Raw genomic sequence first — 19,652 nt, 5'->3', positions numbered from 1 at the left:
CGAACCCCGGCGATCCGAACCCCGGCGATCCGGAATCCGGCGATCCGGAATCCGGTTGTCCGGGAGCCGGTTGTCCCGACCCCCGCTCCGACCGCCGTGATCCCTCTTCGGGGAGGCCGCCGTGCATCTCGCGCCGACCCGGCGCCAGCAGCAGCTGCGCGCCGAACTCCGCTCCTACTTCCGGTCCCTGATGCCCGGAGGCCCGCCACCCGCGGACGATCCTGAGGCTCAGCGCGCCCTGCTCCGGCGGATCGGCGCCGACGGGCTGCTCGGCCTCGGCTGGCCGGAGGAGTACGGCGGCCGGGGGCGCGGTCCCGAAGAGCAGTTCGTCTTCTTCGACGAGGCGTACCGCGCGGGCGCGCCCGTATCCATGGTGACCCTCAACACCGTCGGCCCGACACTGATGAAGTACGGCACCGATGCCCAGAAGTCCTTCTTCCTGCCCCGCATCCTCGGCGGTGACGCCGTCTTCGCCATCGGGTACACCGAGCCGGAGGCGGGGACGGATCTCGCGGCGCTGCGGACGCGTGCCGTACGCGACTCGGCGCCTCCGCCGGCCGGACCTGGTACGGGTCTCGGTTCGGATTCCGGTTCTGGTTGCGGTTCCGGTTGCGGGGGGAGCTGGGTTGTCGATGGGCAGAAGGTCTTCACCAGCAACGCCCAGAACGCCGACTGGATATGGCTCGCCTGCCGTACGGATCCCACCGCACCGCCGCACCGGGGCATCTCGATCATCCTGGTCCCGACCGGCGCCCCGGGCTTCTCCTGGACGCCGATCCGGACCGTCGGCGGGCTGACCACGACATCGACGTACTACGAGGACGTGCGCGTCCCGGCCGGGAACCTCGTCGGCGAGGAGAACGCCGGATGGGGACTGATCACCGAGCAGCTCAACCACGAACGGGTCGCCCTCGCCGCCATCGGTATGCAGGCCGAGGACTTCTTCGCGGCGGCGCTGACCCGGGCCCGTACGCCCGATCCCGTGACGGGGCGGCGTCGTATGGACGAGCCCTGGATCCGGATCCGGGCCGCCGAAGCTCATGCCCGACTCTCCGCGACACGCCTGCTCAACTGGCGTTTGGTGGCCGATGTGGGGGCCGGTCGGCTCGCGCCGGGAGATGCGGCGGGGGTGAAGTTCGCGGGAACCGAATCGGCGGTCGAGGTGTATCGCATGTGCCAGGAGATCGCGGGAGACGAGGCGTTGATACGGGGCGGATCGCCCGGCGCGCTCCGCGCAAGCCCGGCGGGGCCGGAGCGGTCGGACGGGACGGACGGGACACGCGAGACGGACGGGGAGCTGGAGCGGATGAACAGGGCGGCGCAGATCAACACCTTCGGCGGCGGGGTGAGTGAGGTGCAGCGCGAGATCGTCGCGATGACGCGGCTCGGGATGAGGGGTCCGAAGAGGAGGCGGACATGAGCGGTGAGGCGGTGACGACGGTCGCCGAGCGGTCGGACCGGGCGGGGGATCCGGTGGCGGTGCTGTCCGCTCGGCTGAAGGAGTACGAGGGCTGCGCGGCGATGGTGGGCGCGGTCGGCAAGGACCCGGTGAACGCGCCGATGATCAGGCACTGGTGCGAGGCCGTGGGAGATACGCATCCGGCGTATCGCGGACCGGACGCCGTCGCTCCGCCGGCCATGCTCCAGGTATGGACGATGGGCGGGCTGTCCGGCCATGCCGGGACGGGGGCCGGTTCCGGGGCCGGTTCGGACGGGGGAGGGGTGACACCGGCCCGTGAGGAGCTGTTCGGCCTGTTGGACGCGGCGGGGTACACCTCCGTCGTCGCCACGGACTGCGAGCAGGAGTATCTGCGCCCGCTGCGTCCCGGGGACCGGATCACCTTCGACACGGTGATCGAGTCCGTGTCGGAGCGGAAGGAGACCAAGCTCGGTACGGGGTTCTTCATCACGACGCGGATGGATGTACGGGCCGACGGCGAGCCCGCCGGCGTCCACCGCTTCCGCATCCTCAAGTACGCTCCGCCGCCCCGGCCTTCCGGTTCCGGTGTCGGCACCGGTGCCGCCGGTGAGCGGCGTGGGGCGGCTCGCCCGCGCCCGGTGGTCAACCGGGACAACGCCGGGTTCTGGCAGGGGGTCGCGGAGCACCGGTTGCTGATCCAGCGGTGCGCGGAGTGCGGACGGCTCCGTTTCCCGTGGCTCCCGGGGTGCAACGACTGCGGCTCGGACGCCTGGGAGACGGTCGAGGCCGATGGGTCCGGCTCCGTGTACTCGTATGTGGTCATGCACCATCCGGCGTTCCCGGCCTTCGATCCGCCGTACGCGGTCGGGCTGATCGAACTGCGCGAGGGCGTCCGGATCGTCGCCGGGGTGACCGGGGTGCCGTACGACGAGATACGGATCGGGCTGCCGGTCGAGCTGGACTTCCTCGACGTGGCGGAGAGCGGCGGGGACGGGGTGGTCCCGGTCTTCCGGGTGGTCTCGACCGGTGAGGAGGCGGGTTGATATGGACTTCACCCCTACGGAGGAGCAGGCGGCGGCGCGTGGGCTGGCGGCCGGGATCTTCGGCGATCCGGCGACGTACGACCGTCTCGCGGCCGTCGGCACGGGCAGCGACCGCGCGCTGTGGAAGGCCCTGTGCGCGTCCGGTCTGCCGGAGGCGGTCGAGGACATCGGCCTGCTGGGGCTGGTCCTGGTGCTGGAGGAGCAGGGGCGTACGACGGCGCAGACCCCGTTCGCGGCGAGCTGTGTCTACGGGCTGCTGGCGATGGCCGCTCACGGTACGGCGGAGCAGCGCGCCCGGCTGCTGCCCGCCCTGCGGGACGGGACGGCGGTCGCGACGGGTGCCTTCGGCGGGGGCGCGGCGGTACGGCGGGTGGGCGACGGGCGCCTCAGCGGTACGGTCCCCTGGGTGCCGTGGCTCAGGGACGCCACCCATGTCCTGGTCGCCGACGACGACCGGGAGATGTGGTGGATACGGGTCGAGGACGCCGGGACCGAGGACGTGGAGACCACGGCGCCGTGGGCGGCCGCCCGGCTGACACTGGACGCGACCCCCGCCGAGCGACTGGGTGCGGCCGGGTCCGGCGCCGGGGCGTACGAGGACGTGCTCGCCACCGCGCGGGTGGCCTTCGCCGGACTCCAGGCGGGGGTCTGCGCCGGATCCCTGGCCCGCGCGGTCCGGTACACCGGCACACGTGAACAGTTCGGCCGCCCGCTCGCCGCCCGCCAGGCCGTCCAACTGCGCGCGGCCGACGCGTATATGGACACGGAGGCGATACGGGTCACGGCGTACGAGGCGGCCTGGCGCCGCGACGAGGGCCTCCCGTACGCCGCCCACGCGCTCACCGCCGCCTGGTGGGCGTCCGAGGCGGGAAAGCGGGTGGTGCACACCGGCCAGCACCTCCACGGCGGCATGGGCGCCGATCTCGACCACCCGGTGCACCGGCACTTCCTGTGGGGGCGGCAGCTCGACGCCTATCTGGGCTGCGGGAGCCAACTCCTCGCGGAGCTGGGAACACTGCTCGCCGACGAGGGGAGGGCGGTTTCATGGACGGAGCAGATGGCGTAGACGGCGTAGACGGTGTGGATGGCGTGAGCGGTACGAGTGGGAGCGGGAGCGGGAGCGGCCCGGGGCCGCGGGTGGGGGACGAACTGCCCCCGCTGGAGATCCCGATCACCCGCACACTGATCGTCGCGGGGGCCATGGCCTCCAGGGACTTTCAGGACGTGCACCACGACGCGGAGGCGGCGCGGAGCAAGGGGTCGCCCGATGTCTTCATGAACATTCTGACGACGAACGGCCTGGTCGGCCGCTATGTCACCGACTGCCTGGGGACGCGGGCGGCACTCCGCCGGGTCGCCATCAGGCTGGGGGTGCCCAACTACCCGGGCGACACGATGGTGCTGCGCGGCACGGTCGCCTCGGTCGACGAGTGCCCCGCCGCCGCCCCGGATTTTGCCGCGCCGGACACCGGCGGTACGGAGGCGACCCGGATCGCGGAGGTGCGGATCGTCGGGACGAACTCCCTCGGCCGCCATGTCACGGGCACGGTGACGGTGCTCCTCCCGGCCGCCCTCCCAGCCGCCCACCCGGCGGCGACCGAGCCGGTCGCGGTCGGCGAGAACCCCGGTGGTGCCGGGAGCGCCGGGAACGGAGGTGGTGACCGATGAGCCTGCGGGACCGGGACGCCCTCGGCGGGCGGGCGGCGATCGTCGGGATCGGCGCGACCGAGTTCTCCAAGGACTCGGGGCGGAGCGAGCTGAAGCTGGCGGTGGAGGCGGTGCGCGCGGCGCTGGACGACGCGGGTCTCGTACCCGCGGACGTCGACGGGCTCGTCACCTTCACCATGGACACCAGCCCCGAAATCACCGTGGCCCAGGCCGCCGGGATCGGCGAGCTGTCCTTCTTCTCCCGGGTCCACTACGGCGGCGGGGCGGCGTGCGCCACCGTCCAGCAGGCGGCCCTGGCGGTCGCGGCCGGGGTGGCCGACGTCGTCGTCTGCTACCGGGCGTTCAACGAGCGCTCGGGCCGACGCTTCGGCGCCGGGGTGCAGCGGCGCGAGCCGTCGGCGGAGGGGACGGCCCTCGGCTGGAACCTCCCGTCGGGGCTGCTCACCCCGGCCTCCTGGGTGGCCATGGCAGCCCGCCGCTATCTGCACACGTACGGACTGACGCCCGACGCCTTCGGCCCGGTCGCGGTCACCGCCCGCCGGCACGCGGCCCGTAATCCGGCCGCGTACTTCCACGGGAAGCCGATCACCCTCGCCGACCACGCGGCGTCCCGCTGGATCGTGGAGCCGCTGCGACTGCTGGACTGCTGTCAGGAGACCGACGGCGGTCAGGCGATCGTCGTCACCAGTACCGAGCGCGCCCGCGATCTGCCCGGGCCCCCCGCGGTGATCCTGGCCGCCGCGCAGGGCGCCGGACGCTCCCAGGAGCAGATGACCAGCTTCTACCGGGACGGTCTGACCGGGCTGCCCGAGACGGGTGTGGTGGCCCGGCAGCTCTGGCGGACCTCGGGGCTCGGCCCCGCCGATATCGACGTCGGCATTCTGTACGACCACTTCACCCCTTTCGTGCTGATGCAGCTGGAGGAGTTCGGCTTCTGCGGGCCGGGGGAGGCGGCCGATTTCGTGGCCGCGGACTCGCTGCCGCTGAACACCCACGGCGGCCAGCTCGGTGAGGCGTACCTCCATGGGATGAACGGCATAGCGGAGGCGGTCCGGCAGATCCGGGGTACGTCGGTGAACCGGATACCGGGCGCGGCCCGGACCCTGGTCACGGCCGGTACGGGAGTCCCGACCTCGGGTCTGGTCCTGGGCGCCGACGCCTGAGCCGGTGCGCGCCCGGAGCCGTATGCCCGTGTGCCGCGGTATCAGGGGGAGACGTAGTGGTTCTCCACCTGGAGGTGTACGGAGGTCCACCCGGGTCGTACGCCTCGGGAGGCCCTGCCCCGGCCCGAAAAACCCTCCCCGGTCCGGGCTATCCCGACGGAACGGACATCCCTGTGCCCGGTGCCCCTCCTCCGTCCCTGAGGGTCTTCTCCACCTAGAGGAGGTGGGGCCGGCACCACCACTACAACCTGAGGGGGACATGCCTTCGGGACCTCGGGCCGATCCCCCGGAGCGGGGGCCGCTTCTAGCGTGTAGCTATGACCACGCCAGTCTGCACAAGCGCTTCGAAGGCCGCCCTGTCGGTGCCTCCGTCGTACGGCACGACCGACGCACGGTACGCGACCTCCTCACGCTACTCGTCGTTCTCGTCGTATGTACGGGCGCGGGGGCCCGTGCTGCTGCGGACCGCGCGATCGCTCACCGCGAATCCCAGTGACGCCGAGGACCTGCTCCAGACCGCCCTCACCAAGACCTATGTCGCCTGGGAGCGGATCGAGGACCACCGGGCGCTCGACGGCTACGTCCGCCGGGCCCTGCTGAACACCCGGACGTCGCAGTGGCGCAAGCGCAAGGTCGACGAGTTCGCCTGTGAGGAGGTGCCCGAGCGGGAGACCTCGCCCACGCCCGACCCGGCGGAGCAGCAGGTGCTGCACGACGCGATGTGGCGTGCGGTGATGAAGCTCCCGGACCGGCAGCGGGCGATGGTGGTGCTGCGGTATTACGAGGACCTGAGTGAGGCCCAGACGGCCGAGGTGCTCGGGGTCTCGGTGGGAACGGTGAAGAGCGCGGTCTCCCGGGCGCTCGGCAAACTCCGCGAGGACCCGGAGCTGACCCCCGCCCACTGACCGATCCCGCCCACTGACCGATCCCGTCCCGTTTACCGGTCGATCCCGCCCACGGACCGGATCCCGCCGCGACATCGGCCGATGTCATCAGGCGTCGTCAGGTGCTATCAGGTGCTATCAGGTGCTATCAGGTGTCATCAAGGTGTCATCAGGTGTGCCACCCGAACGCCGCAAGGTCGTCGTGGAGCTTTCCGCACCACCCCTCGCGCCGCCTGCCACCGCTTCTCCCGGTGCTCACGGCCCGGCCGCGGCCGTCACCCGCCTCCGGCGGCGTTTTCCTTCTCCCCCGGGTAGTGACATACCGCCTGGTACGCGAGCAGAATCGCAACACCTTACTGCCGCGTAGCATCACTGCGCCCATCGGGAGGACGCCGTGCTGAGCACCATGCAGGACGTACCGCTGACCGTGAGCCGCATCCTGGAACACGGGATGAGGATTCACGCCGGGTCCCAGGTCACCACCTGGACCGGCGGGCCCGAACCGGACCGCCGGAATTTCCGGGAAGTCGGCGAACGGGCGATACGACTGGCGAACGCGCTCCGCGACGAACTGGGTGTCGACGGCGATCAGCGGGTCGCCACCCTGATGTGGAACAACGCCGAGCATCTTGAGGCGTATCTGGCCGTCCCCTCCATGGGCGCCGTCCTGCATACGCTCAATCTCCGCCTCCCCGCCGAGCAGCTGGTGTGGATCGCCAACCACGCCGCCGACCGCGTGGTCATCGTCAACGGCTCGCTGCTCCCCCTGCTCGCCCCGCTGCTGCCGCATATGCCCACCGTCGAACACGTCGTGGTCTCCGGGCCCGGCGATCGCGCCCTGCTGGCGGATATCGGTTCCGAGGCGCGGATCCACGAGTACGAGGAGCTGCTCGCGGGCCGCCCGACCACCTTCGACTGGCCGGACCTCGACGAGCGCACCGCCGCCGCCATGTGTTACACCTCCGGCACCACCGGCGACCCCAAGGGCGTGGTCTTCTCCCACCGTTCGATCTATCTGCACTCGATGCAGGTGGGCATGGCCGAGTCGATGGGTCTGACCGACAAGGACACGACCCTCGTCGTCGTCCCGCAGTTCCACGTCAACGCCTGGGGCATACCGCACGCCACCTTTATGACCGGCGTCAATATGCTCATGCCGGATCGTTTCCTCCAGCCGGCCCCGCTCGCCGAGATGATCGAGCGCGAGAAGCCGACGCACGCCGCCGCGATCCCCACCATCTGGCAGGGCCTGCTCGCCGAGGTCACCGCCAACCCCCGCGATCTGTCCTCCCTCGCCCTGGTCACCATCGGCGGCTCGGCCTGCCCGCCCGCGCTGATGAAGGCGTACGACGCGCTCGGCGTGAAGCTCTGCCCGGCGTGGGGCATGACGGAGACCTCCCCGCTGGGCACGATGGCCCACCCGCCGGGCGGGCTCAGCCCCGAGGAGGAGTGGCCCTACCGCAATACGCAGGGCCGTTTCCCGGCCGGTGTCGAGGCCCGGATCGTCGGCCCGGGCGGCGACATCCTGCCGTGGGACAACGAGTCGGTCGGTGAGCTGGAGGTACGCGGCCCGTGGATCACGGAGTCGTACTTCGGCGGTGTCGGGGCCGAGCCGCTGCGGCCCGATGACAAGTTCAGCGACGACGGCTGGCTCAAGACCGGTGATGTCGGGGTGATCAGCCACGACGGCTTCCTCACCCTCACCGACCGGGTCAAGGACGTGATCAAGTCCGGCGGCGAGTGGATTTCCAGTATCGCGCTGGAGAACGCGCTGATGGCGCACCCCGATGTGGTCGAGGCGGCGGTGGTCGCGGTGCCCGACCCGAAGTGGGACGAGCGCCCGCTGGCGACCGTCGTCCTCAAGGACGGCGCGACCGCCGACCTCGCCGCCCTGAAGGCGTTCCTGGCCGAGTCGGTCGCGAAGTGGCAGCTCCCGGAGCGCTGGTCCCTGGTGCGGGAGGTGCCGAAGACGAATATCGGCAAGTTCGACAAGCGGGTGATCCGCAAGCGGTACGCGGACGGTGAGCTGGACGTCGTCGAGGTGTAGCCGACGCGCCGTCTTCCCGCGGTACGGAGAACCGCGCCCGCCATCACATCGGCGGGCGCGGTTCCGCGTACCGCTTACTGCGTACCGCGTTCACCCGGCACCCGAGGCCTGACACCCGGCACCCGACACCCGGTACCACCCGACACCCGGTACGGCGGCGTCAGTTCGTCCCGATCTTGGCGAGCAGGTCGACGATCCGCGACTGCACCTCCGCGCTGGTCGAGCGCTCCGCCAGGAACAGCACCGTCTCCCCCGACGACAGCCGGGGCAGTTCGGGCCGGTTGAGCCCGGCCGAGGTGTAGACGACGAGCGGGGTGCGGTTGAGGCGGCCGTTGGCGCGCAGCCAGTCGATGATCCCGGCCCGGCGGCGCCGTACCTGCATCAGATCCATGACCACGAGGTTCGGCCGCATCCGGGTGGCGAGCGTGACCGCGTCCGCGTCGGCCGCCGCGCGGGCGACCTGGAGCCCCCGGCGCTCCAGCGCGTCCGTCAGCGCCAGCGCGATCTCCTCGTGCTCCTCGATCAGCAGTACCCGGGAGGGGTGCTGGTCGCTGTCGCGCGGGGCGAGCGCCTTCAGCAGGACGGCCGGGTCGGCGCCGTACGCGGCCTCCCGTGTCGCCTGCCCCAGACCGGCCGTGACCAGCACCGGAACCTCCGCCGCCACGGCGGCCTGGCGCAGTGACTGAAGGGCGGTACGGGTGATCGGGCCGGTCAGCGGATCCACGAACAGCGCGGCCGGGAACGCCGCTATCTGCGCGTCGACCTCCTCGCGCGAATGGACCACGACGGGGCGGTAACCCCGCTCGCTCAACGCCTGCTGGGTGGAGACGTCGGGCGCGGGCCAGACCAGCAGCCGGCGCGGATTGTCCAGCGGCTCGGGCGGAAGCTCGTCGTCCACGGGCTGCGGCGGCGGCCGGTTGTCGACCTCGAACGCGCCGTCCAGCGGCTCGGGACCCTCGGCGCCCGCGTCGGGCGCGCTGATGGCGTACGCACGGCCCGGCGCCTCGCCCTCCCGGTCGAGACCGGACGGTACGGAGGTGACCGGCGGCGCACCCGGGGCGCCCGTGCCGCCCGGGGCCACGGCGGACGCCTGCACCTGCGCCTGCGCCTCCGTACCCGTGTCGGCTTCCGTCTCGGGCCGGTCGGCGGTCGGCGGCGTCCCCAGCTTCCGGCGCCGACCGGAACCGGAACTGGAACCGGAACCGGCAGAACCGGAACCGGAGCCCTGCGGTTGAGCGGGTACGGGACCGGGCGCGGCGGCGGTCCGGGGAGCGGCCACGGCCTGACCGAGGGCCCGCACGCTGAACGCCCGGCCCTGCGACGCGTCCGCCGGGAGCGGGGCGCCACCGGCGACGGGCGAGGTCTCGGCGGGCAGCGGCTGTGCGCCGGTACGCCCCTGACCGGTGTCGCCGGGCTGCGCCGGAACACCCTGAGCGGGCGTGCCGTGCACCGGTACGGCCGGGGCCGGGGCGGGCGGCACCGGCGGTACGGGTCCCATGGGTGTCACGGGCTCCGCGGGCGGGAGCGGCAGGGACAGCGACCCCGTGCTGTGCGGATGGGACGCCGGTACGGCTCCGTCGCCCGGGGCCCCTGGGACTCCCGGGGCCTCCGGGGCGAGCGGCTGCCCGTGCCCTGACGTGTCGTCGCCCCCCTCCGGGCGGCGGGCCCGGCGGCGGCCGGTCGGCGCGCCGTCGGCGGCGGGACCGGGAAGCGGAATCTGGATCGGATGCGGCTGCGGGGGCGTGTGCTGATCCATGCCGGGTTCGGTACGGACCATGTCGTGCTGTCCGGTGTCCCCGGCGCCCGGGGCCCTGTCGGCGGCCGCGGGCGGCAGCGCGAAGGGGGACCGCGCCTGCGGATCGCCCCCGTCCACCGGCGCGGGCGCCAGCGCGCGCCGGGCGCGCCGCCCCTCGGCCGTGGGCGCCGCCTGCGCGGGCAGCCCCTGAGCCGGAACGGGCTGCCCCGGAACGGGCACGGCGGGCACGGCCACGGCACCCGGCACCGACCCCTGGGCGGACTCCGGCGCGTCGGGCGTCACGACGGGCGCGATAGACGCGGCAGGTGCCCCTGGCACCCCGGGCGCCCCGGGTCCGGCCGGAAGCTCCGGCATCCCTCCGTGCCGGGCCCGGTGTCCGGCCGAGGCGTCACCACCGGTGGCCCCACCCGGGGCCACCGGCACACCCTGCGGAGGTACGGCGGCCCCGGGCGCGGCCCGCCCGCCGGCCGCGGCCCCTTCGGCGGCGGTCACGACCGCGCCCTCCGCCGGACTGGGCCGCCCGCGCCGACGCCCCGTACCCCCCGCGTCCTGCGCCGGGATCAGCTCATGGGCCGGTACATCGCCCTGGGCGCCGCGCCGACGCCCCGTACCGCCGTCACCATCAACCCCGTCCACGGTGTCATCACGGGACTCCGCCACCAGCGGGCTCTCCAGGAACGCGTCCGTGGACCCCCGGCGGGCCCGTCGGCGGCCACCGCCCATCGTCTCGTCCGACGCCTGCGCCGACATCTGTGCCGACGCCTGCGCCTGCTCCGGCAGGGCCAACGCCTGCCCGACACCACCGGTCGAACCCTCACGCGGCTCACCAGGAACACCCGCCCCGGAACCGCCCGCGGGTGCCGTCACCGCGCCCGAGCCGTCGCCGAGCGGTACCTCGACCACATAAGCGCCGCCGCTCGTCCCCGGCACCTCGTGCGTCTGCACCACCCCGCCGTGCGCCCGGACGATCCCGCGCACGATCGGCTGATGCACCGGGTCGCCCCCGGCGAACGGCCCGCGGACCTCGATCCGTACGACATCGCCGCGTTGGGCCGCCGCGACCACGATCGTGGAGTCGGCGTACCCGGGCGCCGTACCGTCGGCGAGCACCGGCTGCCGGGCCTTGCCCGTCGCGTCGACCCCGGCCACATCGGCGATCAGATGCGCCAGCGCCGTCGCCAGGCGCCCCGCGTCCACCTCGGCCTCGATCGGCGGCGCGTGCACCGCGAACTGCGCCCGCCCCGGCCCGATCAGCTCCACCGCGCCCTCGACGGCCACCGCGACCACCGCGTCGAGCAGGGCGTTCGTCTTGAGGAGCCGCTCGTCGCCGGTGTCGAGGCGCTGATAGCCCAGGACGTTGTCGATGAGGGTCGTCATCCGGGCGTACCCGGCGGCGAGATGATGGAGGATCTGGTTCGCCTCGGGCCACAGCTGCCCCGCCGGATCGGCGGCCAGCATGCCCAGCTCCGTACGGAGTTCCTCCAGCGGGCCGCGGAGGGCGCCGCCCAGGACCGCCGCCAACTGCTCGTGCCGCGCCGCCAGCTCACGCCGGTGCTCGGCCCCGGCCTCGATCTCGGCGGCGTACCGCTCCGACTTGTCGGCGCGTTCGGCGGCGTACTCCTCCTTGGTCTTCTCGTGCTCGGACGTCAGCCGCTCGGTCGTCCGGGCCAGCTCCGCCGTATGCCGCTCGGTGAGCCGCGCCAGCTCCGCCGCGTGCCGCTCGGCCAGCTTCTCGGCCGGCCTGCGGTCGGTGAAGGTCATCACCGCGCCGACCAGCTGGTCCCCGTCCCGTACCGGCGCCGTGGTCAGGTCCACCGGAACGCGCGAGCCGTCCTTCGACCACAGCACCTGCCCCCGGACCCGGTGCTTCCGCCCCGACCTGAGGGTGTCCGCGAGAGGCGATTCGTTGTACGGGAACGGCTTGCCGTCCTCGCGGGAGTGCAGCACGAGACCGTGCAACTCCCGGCCGCCGAGGTCACTGGCGCGATAGCCGAGGATCTGTGCCGCGGCCGGATTGACGAGGACGACCCGGCCCTCGGTATCCGTGCCGACGACGCCCTCGGCCGCCGCGCGCAGGATCATCTCGGTCTGCCGCTGCGATCGCGCCAGCTCCGCCTCGGTGTCCACGGTGCCCGACAGATCCCGCACCACCAGCATCAGCAGTTCGTCGCCCGTGTAAGTGGAGTGGGCGTCGTACGCCTCGCGCCCGTCCTCCAGACTGGCGCTCGTCACCTCCACGGGGAACTCGCTGCCGTCCGTCCGCCGCGCCGTCATCCGCGTCGGCTTCGTCCGGCCCCGGACATCGGCGGCCTCCGGGCGGCGCATCGAACCCGGGATCAGCCGGGAGTCGAACGCGGGCAGCAGATCCAGCAGCCCGCGCCCGACGAGCGCGGTGCCGGGGCTCTCGAACAGCCCGAGGGCGATGGTGTTGGCGTTGACGACGGTGCCGTTGCAGTTGACCAGCACCAGACCGTCGGGGAGTGCGTCGAGTATGGCTGCGAGGCGAGCAGCGCCTCGGGATGGCCTGCTGCTCACGACGACGGTTCCTCCTGAACTACGGACATCAGTCTGTCACTGGAGGGAGTCTAGGGCAGTGGGTGTACCGGGGCGGGGGCTGAGGGTCGGCTCCCGCCCCTCGGTGTGAGGGACCGGTGTGTCCCCCGTGACCGTTTCCCGTACGAGCCACCGCTCACCGGCGGCCGTCACGCCCCCGCGCTCGGCAGCACGGGCTGGAGATTGTTCCAGCGGTGGATCTCGCAGCCGTTCTGCCGCGAGAAGGTGGCGTCGACCCGGCGGCCCTGCCAGACACCGGTGACGTACGCGGTGGCGGGACCGCCCGCCTGCTGGGTGCAGAAGACATCCCGGTCCACCGGCGCGAAGGGGTCGCCCCCGGCCCGCGCCAGCTCGTCGAGCCGGTCACAGGCGGCCTCGGCGGCGGGATGGTTCCCGGCCGTCGGCCCGCACTCCAGCTCGTACCGCCCGTCGGTCCTGGTGTTCCCCGTTTCCGACACCACCACGGTCAGCCGGTCCTCCGGCGCCTCCCAGTCGAGCAGCGGCGGCAGCGGTACGGGCAGCAGCGGCAGCGCCGAGGCGGCCGGCGCCCCCGCGAAGGAGGCGAGGGCGGCGGCGGAGGCGGTGGCGGTGAGAACGATGCGGCGCAGCATGAAGAACGCTCCAGTTCGGCTCGTACGGGTACGGAACGGCCCGAGGGCTCCACCGCGTCTAACGCGTCCCGCCCCGTGTCGTTGCGCTCCCCTCCGCGACCCCCGGCGCCCCGGATTCCTCTTTGCCCCCGGCCCCGGCCGCCTAGTACGGTGGACGGCGATTGGTGACAGCCCGTGTGGCTGTGACATCATCGGCTCACCACGCGCGATCGCGCGAGGTGCTGGAGGCGTCGCCTAGTCCGGTCTATGGCGCCGCACTGCTAATGCGGTTTGGGTTTTACCGCCCATCGAGGGTTCAAATCCCTCCGCCTCCGCCACGCAAGATCATAAGAGCCCCGGGCCCCGGCCCGGGGCTCTTATGCGTCCACCCCCACCCCCTCCGCCATCCCCCGTCCGAGGGACCCCGACCCGCCTCGCACACACCCACCCGGGATGCTGTTTTCGCAGGTCAGAAGGGGTGTAGCTAATGGATTTCGCGTGGCGGCGCAGGTCATGTAATGTTGTTCCCGCAACGCCGACAGGGAAGAAAAGCCCGGAAAGCGGAGCACGTCGAGCACTCGTAGCTTAACGGATAGAGCATCTGACTACGGATCAGAAGGTTGCAGGTTCGAATCCTGCCGAGTGCACAGCAGGCGAGAGGCCCCGGACGAGAGTCCGGGGCCTCTCGCGTTGTGCCGTACGGCAGCGCAGTACAGCCACCGCGCCGATCATCACGACGGAAGGACGAGTTGATCATCGGTTGTACCGGCGGCACCTGACACATCAGGGCTTGAGCCGGGGATGTCGCCTCGATGATCTCGATATGCCGCCGAGAGGGCTCGGGATCCTCGGGTAGGGGGCGACGGGGCCTGGTGTTCCGCGGCTCGCTCGTGCTGGTCGCTGTGGATCGTCGCCCAGGTGTTCAGCCGGGTGGAGACCGTCGGGGCGGTGACGCGCTCATCCGGGGGGCTCGTCATCGGGGGTGTCCGGTTCCGTCCACATGGATGGGGTCCACAGCGGTGGGAGGCCGTCGTCGCCGTTCAGGTGGTCGGCCGGCCGAGTCGTTCCGTTCGGGGCGTAGCCGTTCGAGTGCGCCGTGGGTGCGGACGGAGGGTCCGCTTCGGCAGACCCGTCCGACGCGGGGGCGGGCGGCGGTGGTGAGAATCGATCGGACAGCAGGTCACGGCGGAGATCCGCGGCCGTGCCGGGGCTTCCGGAAGCCTCCGACAACCGGGCCAGGCGGTCGATGAACGCTTGACGCTCCGGGGACCCCTCGGTGAGTCCCATTTCGTTGATGAGCGCCGAGACGTGCTTGCTCGGCCCGGGGGGAACGTCCGTCCCGGCGGTCCGGGGCGCGGGACCACCGGATGGGCTCGGATGGTCGAAGCTGTTCGAAGAGGCCGGGTCGGTGGGCGGTTCGGGCGGGAGGAACAGATGGCGGAAGGATTCGGGTAGCTCACGGTCGTTGGCCGCCGCGGAAAGGCAGCTGAGCGGGGCGACCATCTCGACGGCTCGCTCGATGTCGTCCTCGTGGCGTGCCAGCCACCACACCAGGGCGCTACCCGGGGTGCTCAGTACGTCGTCGCCGAGGTAGGAACGGCGGTCGAGTTCGTGCTGGCGGCGGCTCTCCCAGACATCTCTCGACTTGTGCGCGTCGTCGATCTCGTCCAGTCGTTGCTGATCGGGTGGCCGCAGCGTCATTCGTACTCCGCTGGCGAAGACGTTGACCAGGCCCGAGTCGTCTGTCGTCGCGATGCCCAGTACGCCGTCCAGCCAATGCCCCAGGAAATGAGTGCGACGGGGATGCTCGGCCGCGATCGCGTCCTGGGCCCGCCGGAGGATGGAGCTGACCGCCAGACCTGCCGGATTGTTGTGTGTCGCGGGGGAGAACTCGGGTGTGGTCCGCCACGAGACAGTCGCCGAGAACAGGAAGGGGTAGCCGGGCATGGCACTCGGCAGAGGCACATCCGTCAGAAAGCTCTGGGCGTAGGGCGGCTCGGGCGGAGGTTCGAGTCCGGCCGGATCCGCTTCGCCGTCATCGGACGACCGGCTGCTGTCGGACAGACCCATGGTCGCGAGGAACACGCCGGCCACGAGGGTCGGCAGGAGGAACCAGACCCAGCCCGGCCATGCCAGGGCCGTACCGATGCCGAGGATCAGTGCCACGACCAGCAGGACGAGGCATAGACGGGTCGTACTGCGGGGGCTCATGCACCCTCCTGGGAGTCTCGGGTGTCCGAGTCGATGTCCGGTACTTCGATGCCCTGCAGCACATCGATCCTGTGGCAGAACCGTGCGGCGACGCGCAGTCGGGCGGGGTGTCCGGCCGATACGTCATACGGCGCTGTGGCAGGCGGCTGATTCGCCCACTCGCGGGCCGTCACATAGAGGCGAGTGAGCAGGGCGGGGTCGTAGGCGGCCGCGAGGACGAGGACGTTGACGCCGCGGTCGTCCCCGGGGTGGTCCGCCGTGTGGGAGAGCCAGCGTTGTGCCAGTGCCGTCCAGGCGGGTGCCGATGACGCGATCATGACGGCGCGCCAGGCCAGGGTGTACTCCTTCCAGGGCGGCGGGAAACGGGTTCCCGGTTCGAGCAGGTCGAGCAGGAGGTTCGCCGCGGCGTCCGGCACGGGCTGGTACCGCAGAAGGCGGTCGATCAGCCGGGCCAGTTGTCGCCGGTTTCCCCTGGCCACTTCCGCCGCTGCCGACCTGGCCGTCTCCCCGGCCGCTCCGTTGTGCCGAAGCGCCAGATGCCGCAGCCTGACCAGAGCCTGATCGGGATGGGTCACCGCCACCACCTGTCGGCAGACGTCGGCCAGTACCCGGGCGAGATCCGGCGCGAGCCCGGGCGACGTGGCCCAGGTGTAGATCCGGGCCCGCACCTTCGCCCCGTATCGATCATGGCTGAGCCCCAGCTCCAGAACGGCGGCGGCCTCGGCTCGCAGGCCGCTCCCGGTTCGGGTCCATCGCTCCACGAGCTTGTACAGGTCGTCAGGGCGTGCGTATTCGAGGGCCTGCTCCGTGAAGCGGGCCACGAGCTGCATCCGGTCCTCCCGGCTGAGCTCGGGCAACCCCACACATTGCACGACCCAATCGCGGAATCTCTCCCGTAAGTCGGGGTAATTGCGCCAGAAGTGGCCGCGTACGGCTCCGTCGTAGGCGAGCTGTGCGAAGCCCACCCGGCCGTCGTCTTCGCGGATGATTCTCAGCTTGGTCAGCTGTTCGCCTAGGTCATCCTGCGCGAGTCGCGGGGTCTCATCTGTCTCATAGCCCAGGAGATCGATGAGGCGCTGGGCGCCGGACAGCACCGCTTCCGCCCGGCCACCGCTGACCATGGCGGTGGTGAGCAGCAGGGCTCGAGACATGACGTCGCGATGGTCCCGCAACTGCTGGGAAACCTGCTTCGACCAGTTCGTCACGGCGTCCAGCGCCACGGCGAGCCACTGGGCGAAGTCAGTGCCGTACCGTCCGCTCGCCCGGGCCTGTGCCACGAGTTCGGCCAGGCGGGCCAGATCCCGCAGGGGTGAGGTGGCGAACATATGGGTCAGTGACTCGGTGTCGAGATCCTCCGGCACGGTCTCGATCCCACCGACCCGTAGATGCCGGATGAAGACGGTCCTTCCCGGCGGCCGTTCCAAGCCCACCACCGTGGAGGAAAGACCGATATCCAGCATCCAGTCCAGGCCTGAGGGGAGTACCGCGACCATCCGGGCGCCGCTTCGTTCTTCGATCAGCGACCGATAGTGACCCAACGCCTTTTGCGCATCCGGATATTCGGCGTCGGTCACATGGGACAGATCGAGGAGATACCGGCCCTCGGAAGAGACTTCCAGAGCGTCTTCCTCCCATTTGGAGGACAACTCCTCGATCCGGCTGCCTTCCGTCGACACATCGCCGAGCAGCATGGTCGCGGCGGCGCGGCGTCCGCTGCCGGGAGGCCCGTCGATGAGGGCGACACCACCGGGACCTCGCAATCGGTCGGCGGCCATTCCGTAGAACCGGGGGTGGACGAAGCAACGGGCCAGACGGCGCCGGTGTTCCCGCACGATGTTCAGACGGGGGACGCCGGTCCGTACCAGACGCTCATTCGTGATGTACCAGTTGCCGATGTACTGGTTCCCACTGCCCGTGTGGGTCGATCCCCGGGGATTGTTGACGTTGGTCGCGCCTTCGGGCCCGTTCACCGCTCCTCGTCCTGAAGGTCCTGGGAGTCCTGAGGGTTCTGAGGCGGCCGGCCGTGGACGATGCGGTGGTTGACGGTTCCGCTGTTGTCACCCGCGATGTAATTGACCCCTTGGCCGTCACCGGTGAATTGCGGGCCGAACTGCTGCTCGTGTGCCTGATAAAGGTGTCCGCTGCCGGTGTGGACAGGCCCCTGGGGGTCGCTGACATAGGTACCCGAGAAACCGCCGTGAACATTGCCGATACCGCCGTTCTGCTGATGGTGGACCGGCCCGGGCGGGCTCTGGTCCGCCACCTGGTTCCCGGCGCTCCGCGTCTCGCCGGGACGGGCGGGGGGCTGTCCGGGGCCGTATCGCTCCGCCGCCTCGGCCAGTTCGGGTACCAGGGCTGTCAGCTTGCCTGCGAGCCGGTCGATTCCGGAGTCGGCGTCGCGGTGGTTGTACCGGAGGTACTGGCAGTCCGCGAGCCCGCCGATGTCCTCCGGCAGGTCCTCATGGCGGAGCCGCTCGGTTTTGTCGACCAGGAGGGGAATGACGATGGCCGCGCTCTCGAAGGCTTCCCGGATCTCCCGTCGGGTCCAGTCGTCCGGGTTCGCGAGAGCGGGGCGGCCGTCGGAGGAGGAGGCGTCGATCCAGTGCGGTCCGATCACGGCGATCAGCACCCGGCTGCGGCGCACGGCGGTGATGATCTCCTGAGGGAAGCGCCGACCGGGTTCGATCGACTTGCTGGCGCGGAAGACGTTGTCGTTGCCGAATCGGCGGGAGAGTTCCCGCTCGACGAGGGTCGCCGTGCCTTCCTCGTCCCCCGTTCGGTAGTTCACGAAGATCAAAGTCATGACGGCATGTCCTTTCACGGACGCGGGGTGAAGGCGATGGCTGTAGCCCTGCGGGGTTCGGAACACAGGAGGGCAGCGCCGGACTCGGCGCGGGCTCATGAAGCCCGCGCCGTGTGGACGGAGGAGTCAGCCGACGGCGGCGACGGCCCGGGCGAGCGCGGGCTGGAGGTCGCGTACGGCGCGTTGCGTACGGGAGCGCGACAGCTCCCGGTCGAGCCGGCGGATATCGGCCCGGATGGTGGCGGAAGGGGCCGTGTCCAAGAGGGGGAGCAGCTCTCCTGCGATGTGGCAGGAGTGCTCGACCTCGCCCGCGGCCGCGTGCGCCAGCGCCCGGCGTATGCCGTAACGGGCCCGGGTACGGAGCGCATGGCGCGGGATCCGTTCGCACTCGCGGTCGAGCGCGGACGCCGCTTCCCGAGGGCGCCCGAGATCGTAGAGGCACCAGCCGGTGACCATGGCCGCCGGGTCGGACAGATGGGTGGGCCCCAGGACGGGGCTCTCGGCGGAGGGTTCGTCCTGTCCGAAGAGTGTCCGTGCGCGGTCGAGTGATTGGAGGCACAGCGCCTCGTCACCGGCCAGGGCGTGCCCCTGCGCCTCACGCTGGGCCGCGAGAGCCCTGACACGCGGCGGGGCCGAGCTCCGCTGAGCCAGGCGGGCCAGTTCGACGGTCTCCGCGGCGGCTCCGTTGTAGAAGGTGATCAGTGCCTGACGGACCAGCGCGTAGTCGGCGAGATGGCGGTCATCTCCGGCCCGGGCGAGTTCCACCGCTTCGGCGGTCCACCTCAGCGCCGCCGTGTCGTCCCCGGCCTCCTGCGCCTGCCAACCCGTGTACTCGGCGAAGCGCGCGGCGATCAGGAACAGCGGCGCCCGGGTGGTGCCGGCGGCCCGGACCGCGAGGGTGGTGACCGTGGACACCTGGGCGCGGAGCAGCGGTACGAGCATCGCGGGCGAGGCGGTCTGGCCGATCCGCCGCATCTCGTCGAGTTGCTGCCTGAACAGATGGAGCAGATGAGGGTCGCTGTGGCCCCGGTCGTCCGCGGACCCTTGGCTCGCGACCCCGGCACTGACCAAGGTACTCACACCGGCGGAGAGGATTTCGCGGCGTGCCATCGCGGACGGAGTGTTCTCGTCCCGGGTGCTCCGGGTGCTCCGGGTGCCCCGGGGCTCGGCCAGCCGGGACAGGCGCCCCCTCGCCGAGAAGTAGGCGTCGCACCGCCGGGCCAGGGACATCGGAGGGCGCTTTCCGCCTCTTTCGATCTTGCTCAGGTGTCCTTTGCTGTAGTTCATCTCCTGGGCGAGCTGTTGCAGAGTCAATCCGGCCTGCATCCGCAGGCGGCGCAACTCGGATCCGAACAGTAACGGCCCTTCCATTCCTCCCCCTTCTCCTGGTAGCAGCCTCCTTCAGGGAGTGGGCGGGCTGCTTTCGAGGTGCGAGTCTGGCACGAAGGGCAGCGCGTGTGCCGCAGTGCCGACAGGTTTCCTGTTTCCTCTTCTTCGCGTCCGCACACATCGTG

At 71.4% G+C, this 19,652-nt stretch carries 13 protein-coding genes and 2 tRNA genes; 9 read left to right on the top strand and 6 right to left on the bottom strand.

Annotation, left to right across the window (positions count from 1 at the left end; translation table 11 throughout):
* Window positions 1-121 precede the first annotated feature (121 nt).
* The 7 genes from ACFXG1_RS13950 (at window position 122) to ACFXG1_RS13920 (ending at window position 8,225) form a co-directional block, all read left to right on the top strand.
* Window positions 122-1,420, top strand: coding sequence for an acyl-CoA dehydrogenase family protein (locus ACFXG1_RS13950; protein WP_384715135.1), 1,299 nt, complete (start codon window positions 122-124; stop codon window positions 1,418-1,420).
* A complete protein-coding gene (locus tag ACFXG1_RS13945; RefSeq protein WP_384715132.1) occupies window positions 1,417-2,463 on the top strand; it encodes a bifunctional MaoC family dehydratase N-terminal/OB-fold nucleic acid binding domain-containing protein in 1,047 nt (348 codons plus the stop codon). Before ACFXG1_RS13950 ends, ACFXG1_RS13945 begins: the two co-directional genes overlap by 4 nt.
* Before the next feature lies 1 nt (window position 2,464).
* Complete coding sequence (locus tag ACFXG1_RS13940) at window positions 2,465-3,529, top strand: acyl-CoA dehydrogenase family protein (RefSeq protein WP_384715129.1); 1,065 nt, start codon at window positions 2,465-2,467, stop codon at window positions 3,527-3,529.
* Window positions 3,530-3,552: 23 nt separating this feature from the next.
* Window positions 3,553-4,131 (top strand): MaoC family dehydratase, encoded by a 579-nt coding sequence (locus tag ACFXG1_RS13935; RefSeq protein ID WP_384742469.1) that lies wholly within the window; start codon window positions 3,553-3,555, stop codon window positions 4,129-4,131.
* Window positions 4,128-5,294: a lipid-transfer protein gene (locus tag ACFXG1_RS13930; protein ID WP_384715124.1), complete on the top strand. Its 1,167-nt coding sequence runs from the start codon at window positions 4,128-4,130 to the stop codon at window positions 5,292-5,294. Before ACFXG1_RS13935 ends, ACFXG1_RS13930 begins: the two co-directional genes overlap by 4 nt.
* A gap of 317 nt (window positions 5,295-5,611) precedes the next feature.
* On the top strand, window positions 5,612-6,199 hold the full coding sequence (locus tag ACFXG1_RS13925) for a SigE family RNA polymerase sigma factor (protein ID WP_384715121.1): 588 nt from the start codon (window positions 5,612-5,614) through the stop codon (window positions 6,197-6,199).
* 373 nt (window positions 6,200-6,572) lie between these two features.
* Complete coding sequence (locus ACFXG1_RS13920; protein ID WP_384715118.1) at window positions 6,573-8,225, top strand: long-chain fatty acid--CoA ligase; 1,653 nt, start codon at window positions 6,573-6,575, stop codon at window positions 8,223-8,225.
* Window positions 8,226-8,385: 160 nt separating this feature from the next.
* Here the strand turns inward: ACFXG1_RS13920 and ACFXG1_RS13915 are convergent, their stop codons facing one another.
* Both ACFXG1_RS13915 and ACFXG1_RS13910 read right to left on the bottom strand, forming a co-directional pair.
* A complete protein-coding gene (locus tag ACFXG1_RS13915; RefSeq protein ID WP_384742466.1) occupies window positions 8,386-12,516 on the bottom strand; it encodes a PAS domain-containing protein in 4,131 nt (1,376 codons plus the stop codon).
* Window positions 12,517-12,683: 167 nt separating this feature from the next.
* Window positions 12,684-13,145 (bottom strand): SSI family serine proteinase inhibitor, encoded by a 462-nt coding sequence (locus ACFXG1_RS13910; protein ID WP_384720398.1) that lies wholly within the window; start codon window positions 13,143-13,145, stop codon window positions 12,684-12,686.
* A 223-nt stretch (window positions 13,146-13,368) separates the two neighbouring features.
* Between ACFXG1_RS13910 and ACFXG1_RS13905 the strand changes: the two genes are divergently transcribed.
* Window positions 13,369-13,462 (top strand) — tRNA-Ser (locus ACFXG1_RS13905).
* A gap of 236 nt (window positions 13,463-13,698) precedes the next feature.
* A tRNA-Arg gene (locus ACFXG1_RS13900) sits at window positions 13,699-13,771 on the top strand.
* Between the two features lie 310 nt (window positions 13,772-14,081).
* Here the strand turns inward: ACFXG1_RS13900 and ACFXG1_RS13895 are convergent.
* The 4 genes from ACFXG1_RS13895 to ACFXG1_RS13880 form a co-directional block, all read right to left on the bottom strand.
* Window positions 14,082-15,335, bottom strand: a complete 1,254-nt coding sequence (locus ACFXG1_RS13895) for a hypothetical protein (RefSeq protein ID WP_384708194.1) — start codon at window positions 15,333-15,335, stop codon at window positions 14,082-14,084.
* Window positions 15,332-17,305 (bottom strand): hypothetical protein, encoded by a 1,974-nt coding sequence (locus ACFXG1_RS13890; protein ID WP_384708191.1) that lies wholly within the window; start codon window positions 17,303-17,305, stop codon window positions 15,332-15,334. The genes ACFXG1_RS13895 and ACFXG1_RS13890 overlap by 4 nt, the downstream gene beginning before the upstream one ends.
* Window positions 17,302-18,138 (bottom strand): toll/interleukin-1 receptor domain-containing protein, encoded by an 837-nt coding sequence (locus ACFXG1_RS13885; RefSeq protein WP_384708188.1) that lies wholly within the window; start codon window positions 18,136-18,138, stop codon window positions 17,302-17,304. Before ACFXG1_RS13885 ends, ACFXG1_RS13890 begins: the two co-directional genes overlap by 4 nt.
* A gap of 126 nt (window positions 18,139-18,264) precedes the next feature.
* Window positions 18,265-19,509: a helix-turn-helix domain-containing protein gene (locus ACFXG1_RS13880; RefSeq protein WP_384708185.1), complete on the bottom strand. Its 1,245-nt coding sequence runs from the start codon at window positions 19,507-19,509 to the stop codon at window positions 18,265-18,267.
* Window positions 19,510-19,652: the final 143 nt, after the last annotated feature.

Origin of the sequence: Streptomyces sp. NPDC059248 (assembly GCF_042753905.1) — a bacterium.
Lineage (GTDB): Bacteria > Actinomycetota > Actinomycetes > Streptomycetales > Streptomycetaceae > Streptomyces.
Note: the sequence above shows the minus strand (reverse complement) of the source record. Positions and strands in the feature narration are given on the sequence as shown.

Excerpts from the sequence above, each read along its gene's own strand:
- ACFXG1_RS13945 (WP_384715132.1), top strand. The coding sequence starts at position 1,417 with ATGAGCGGTGAGGCGGTGACGACGGTCGCCGAGCGGTCGGACCGGGCG.
- ACFXG1_RS13940 (WP_384715129.1), top strand. The coding sequence starts at position 2,465 with ATGGACTTCACCCCTACGGAGGAGCAGGCGGCGGCGCGTGGGCTGGCG.
- ACFXG1_RS13930 (WP_384715124.1), top strand. The coding sequence starts at position 4,128 with ATGAGCCTGCGGGACCGGGACGCCCTCGGCGGGCGGGCGGCGATCGTC.
- ACFXG1_RS13925 (WP_384715121.1), top strand. The coding sequence starts at position 5,612 with ATGACCACGCCAGTCTGCACAAGCGCTTCGAAGGCCGCCCTGTCGGTG.
- ACFXG1_RS13910 (WP_384720398.1), bottom strand. The coding sequence starts at position 13,145 with ATGCTGCGCCGCATCGTTCTCACCGCCACCGCCTCCGCCGCCGCCCTC.
- ACFXG1_RS13895 (WP_384708194.1), bottom strand. The coding sequence starts at position 15,335 with ATGAGCCCCCGCAGTACGACCCGTCTATGCCTCGTCCTGCTGGTCGTG.
- ACFXG1_RS13885 (WP_384708188.1), bottom strand. The coding sequence starts at position 18,138 with ATGACTTTGATCTTCGTGAACTACCGAACGGGGGACGAGGAAGGCACG.
- ACFXG1_RS13880 (WP_384708185.1), bottom strand. The coding sequence starts at position 19,509 with ATGGAAGGGCCGTTACTGTTCGGATCCGAGTTGCGCCGCCTGCGGATG.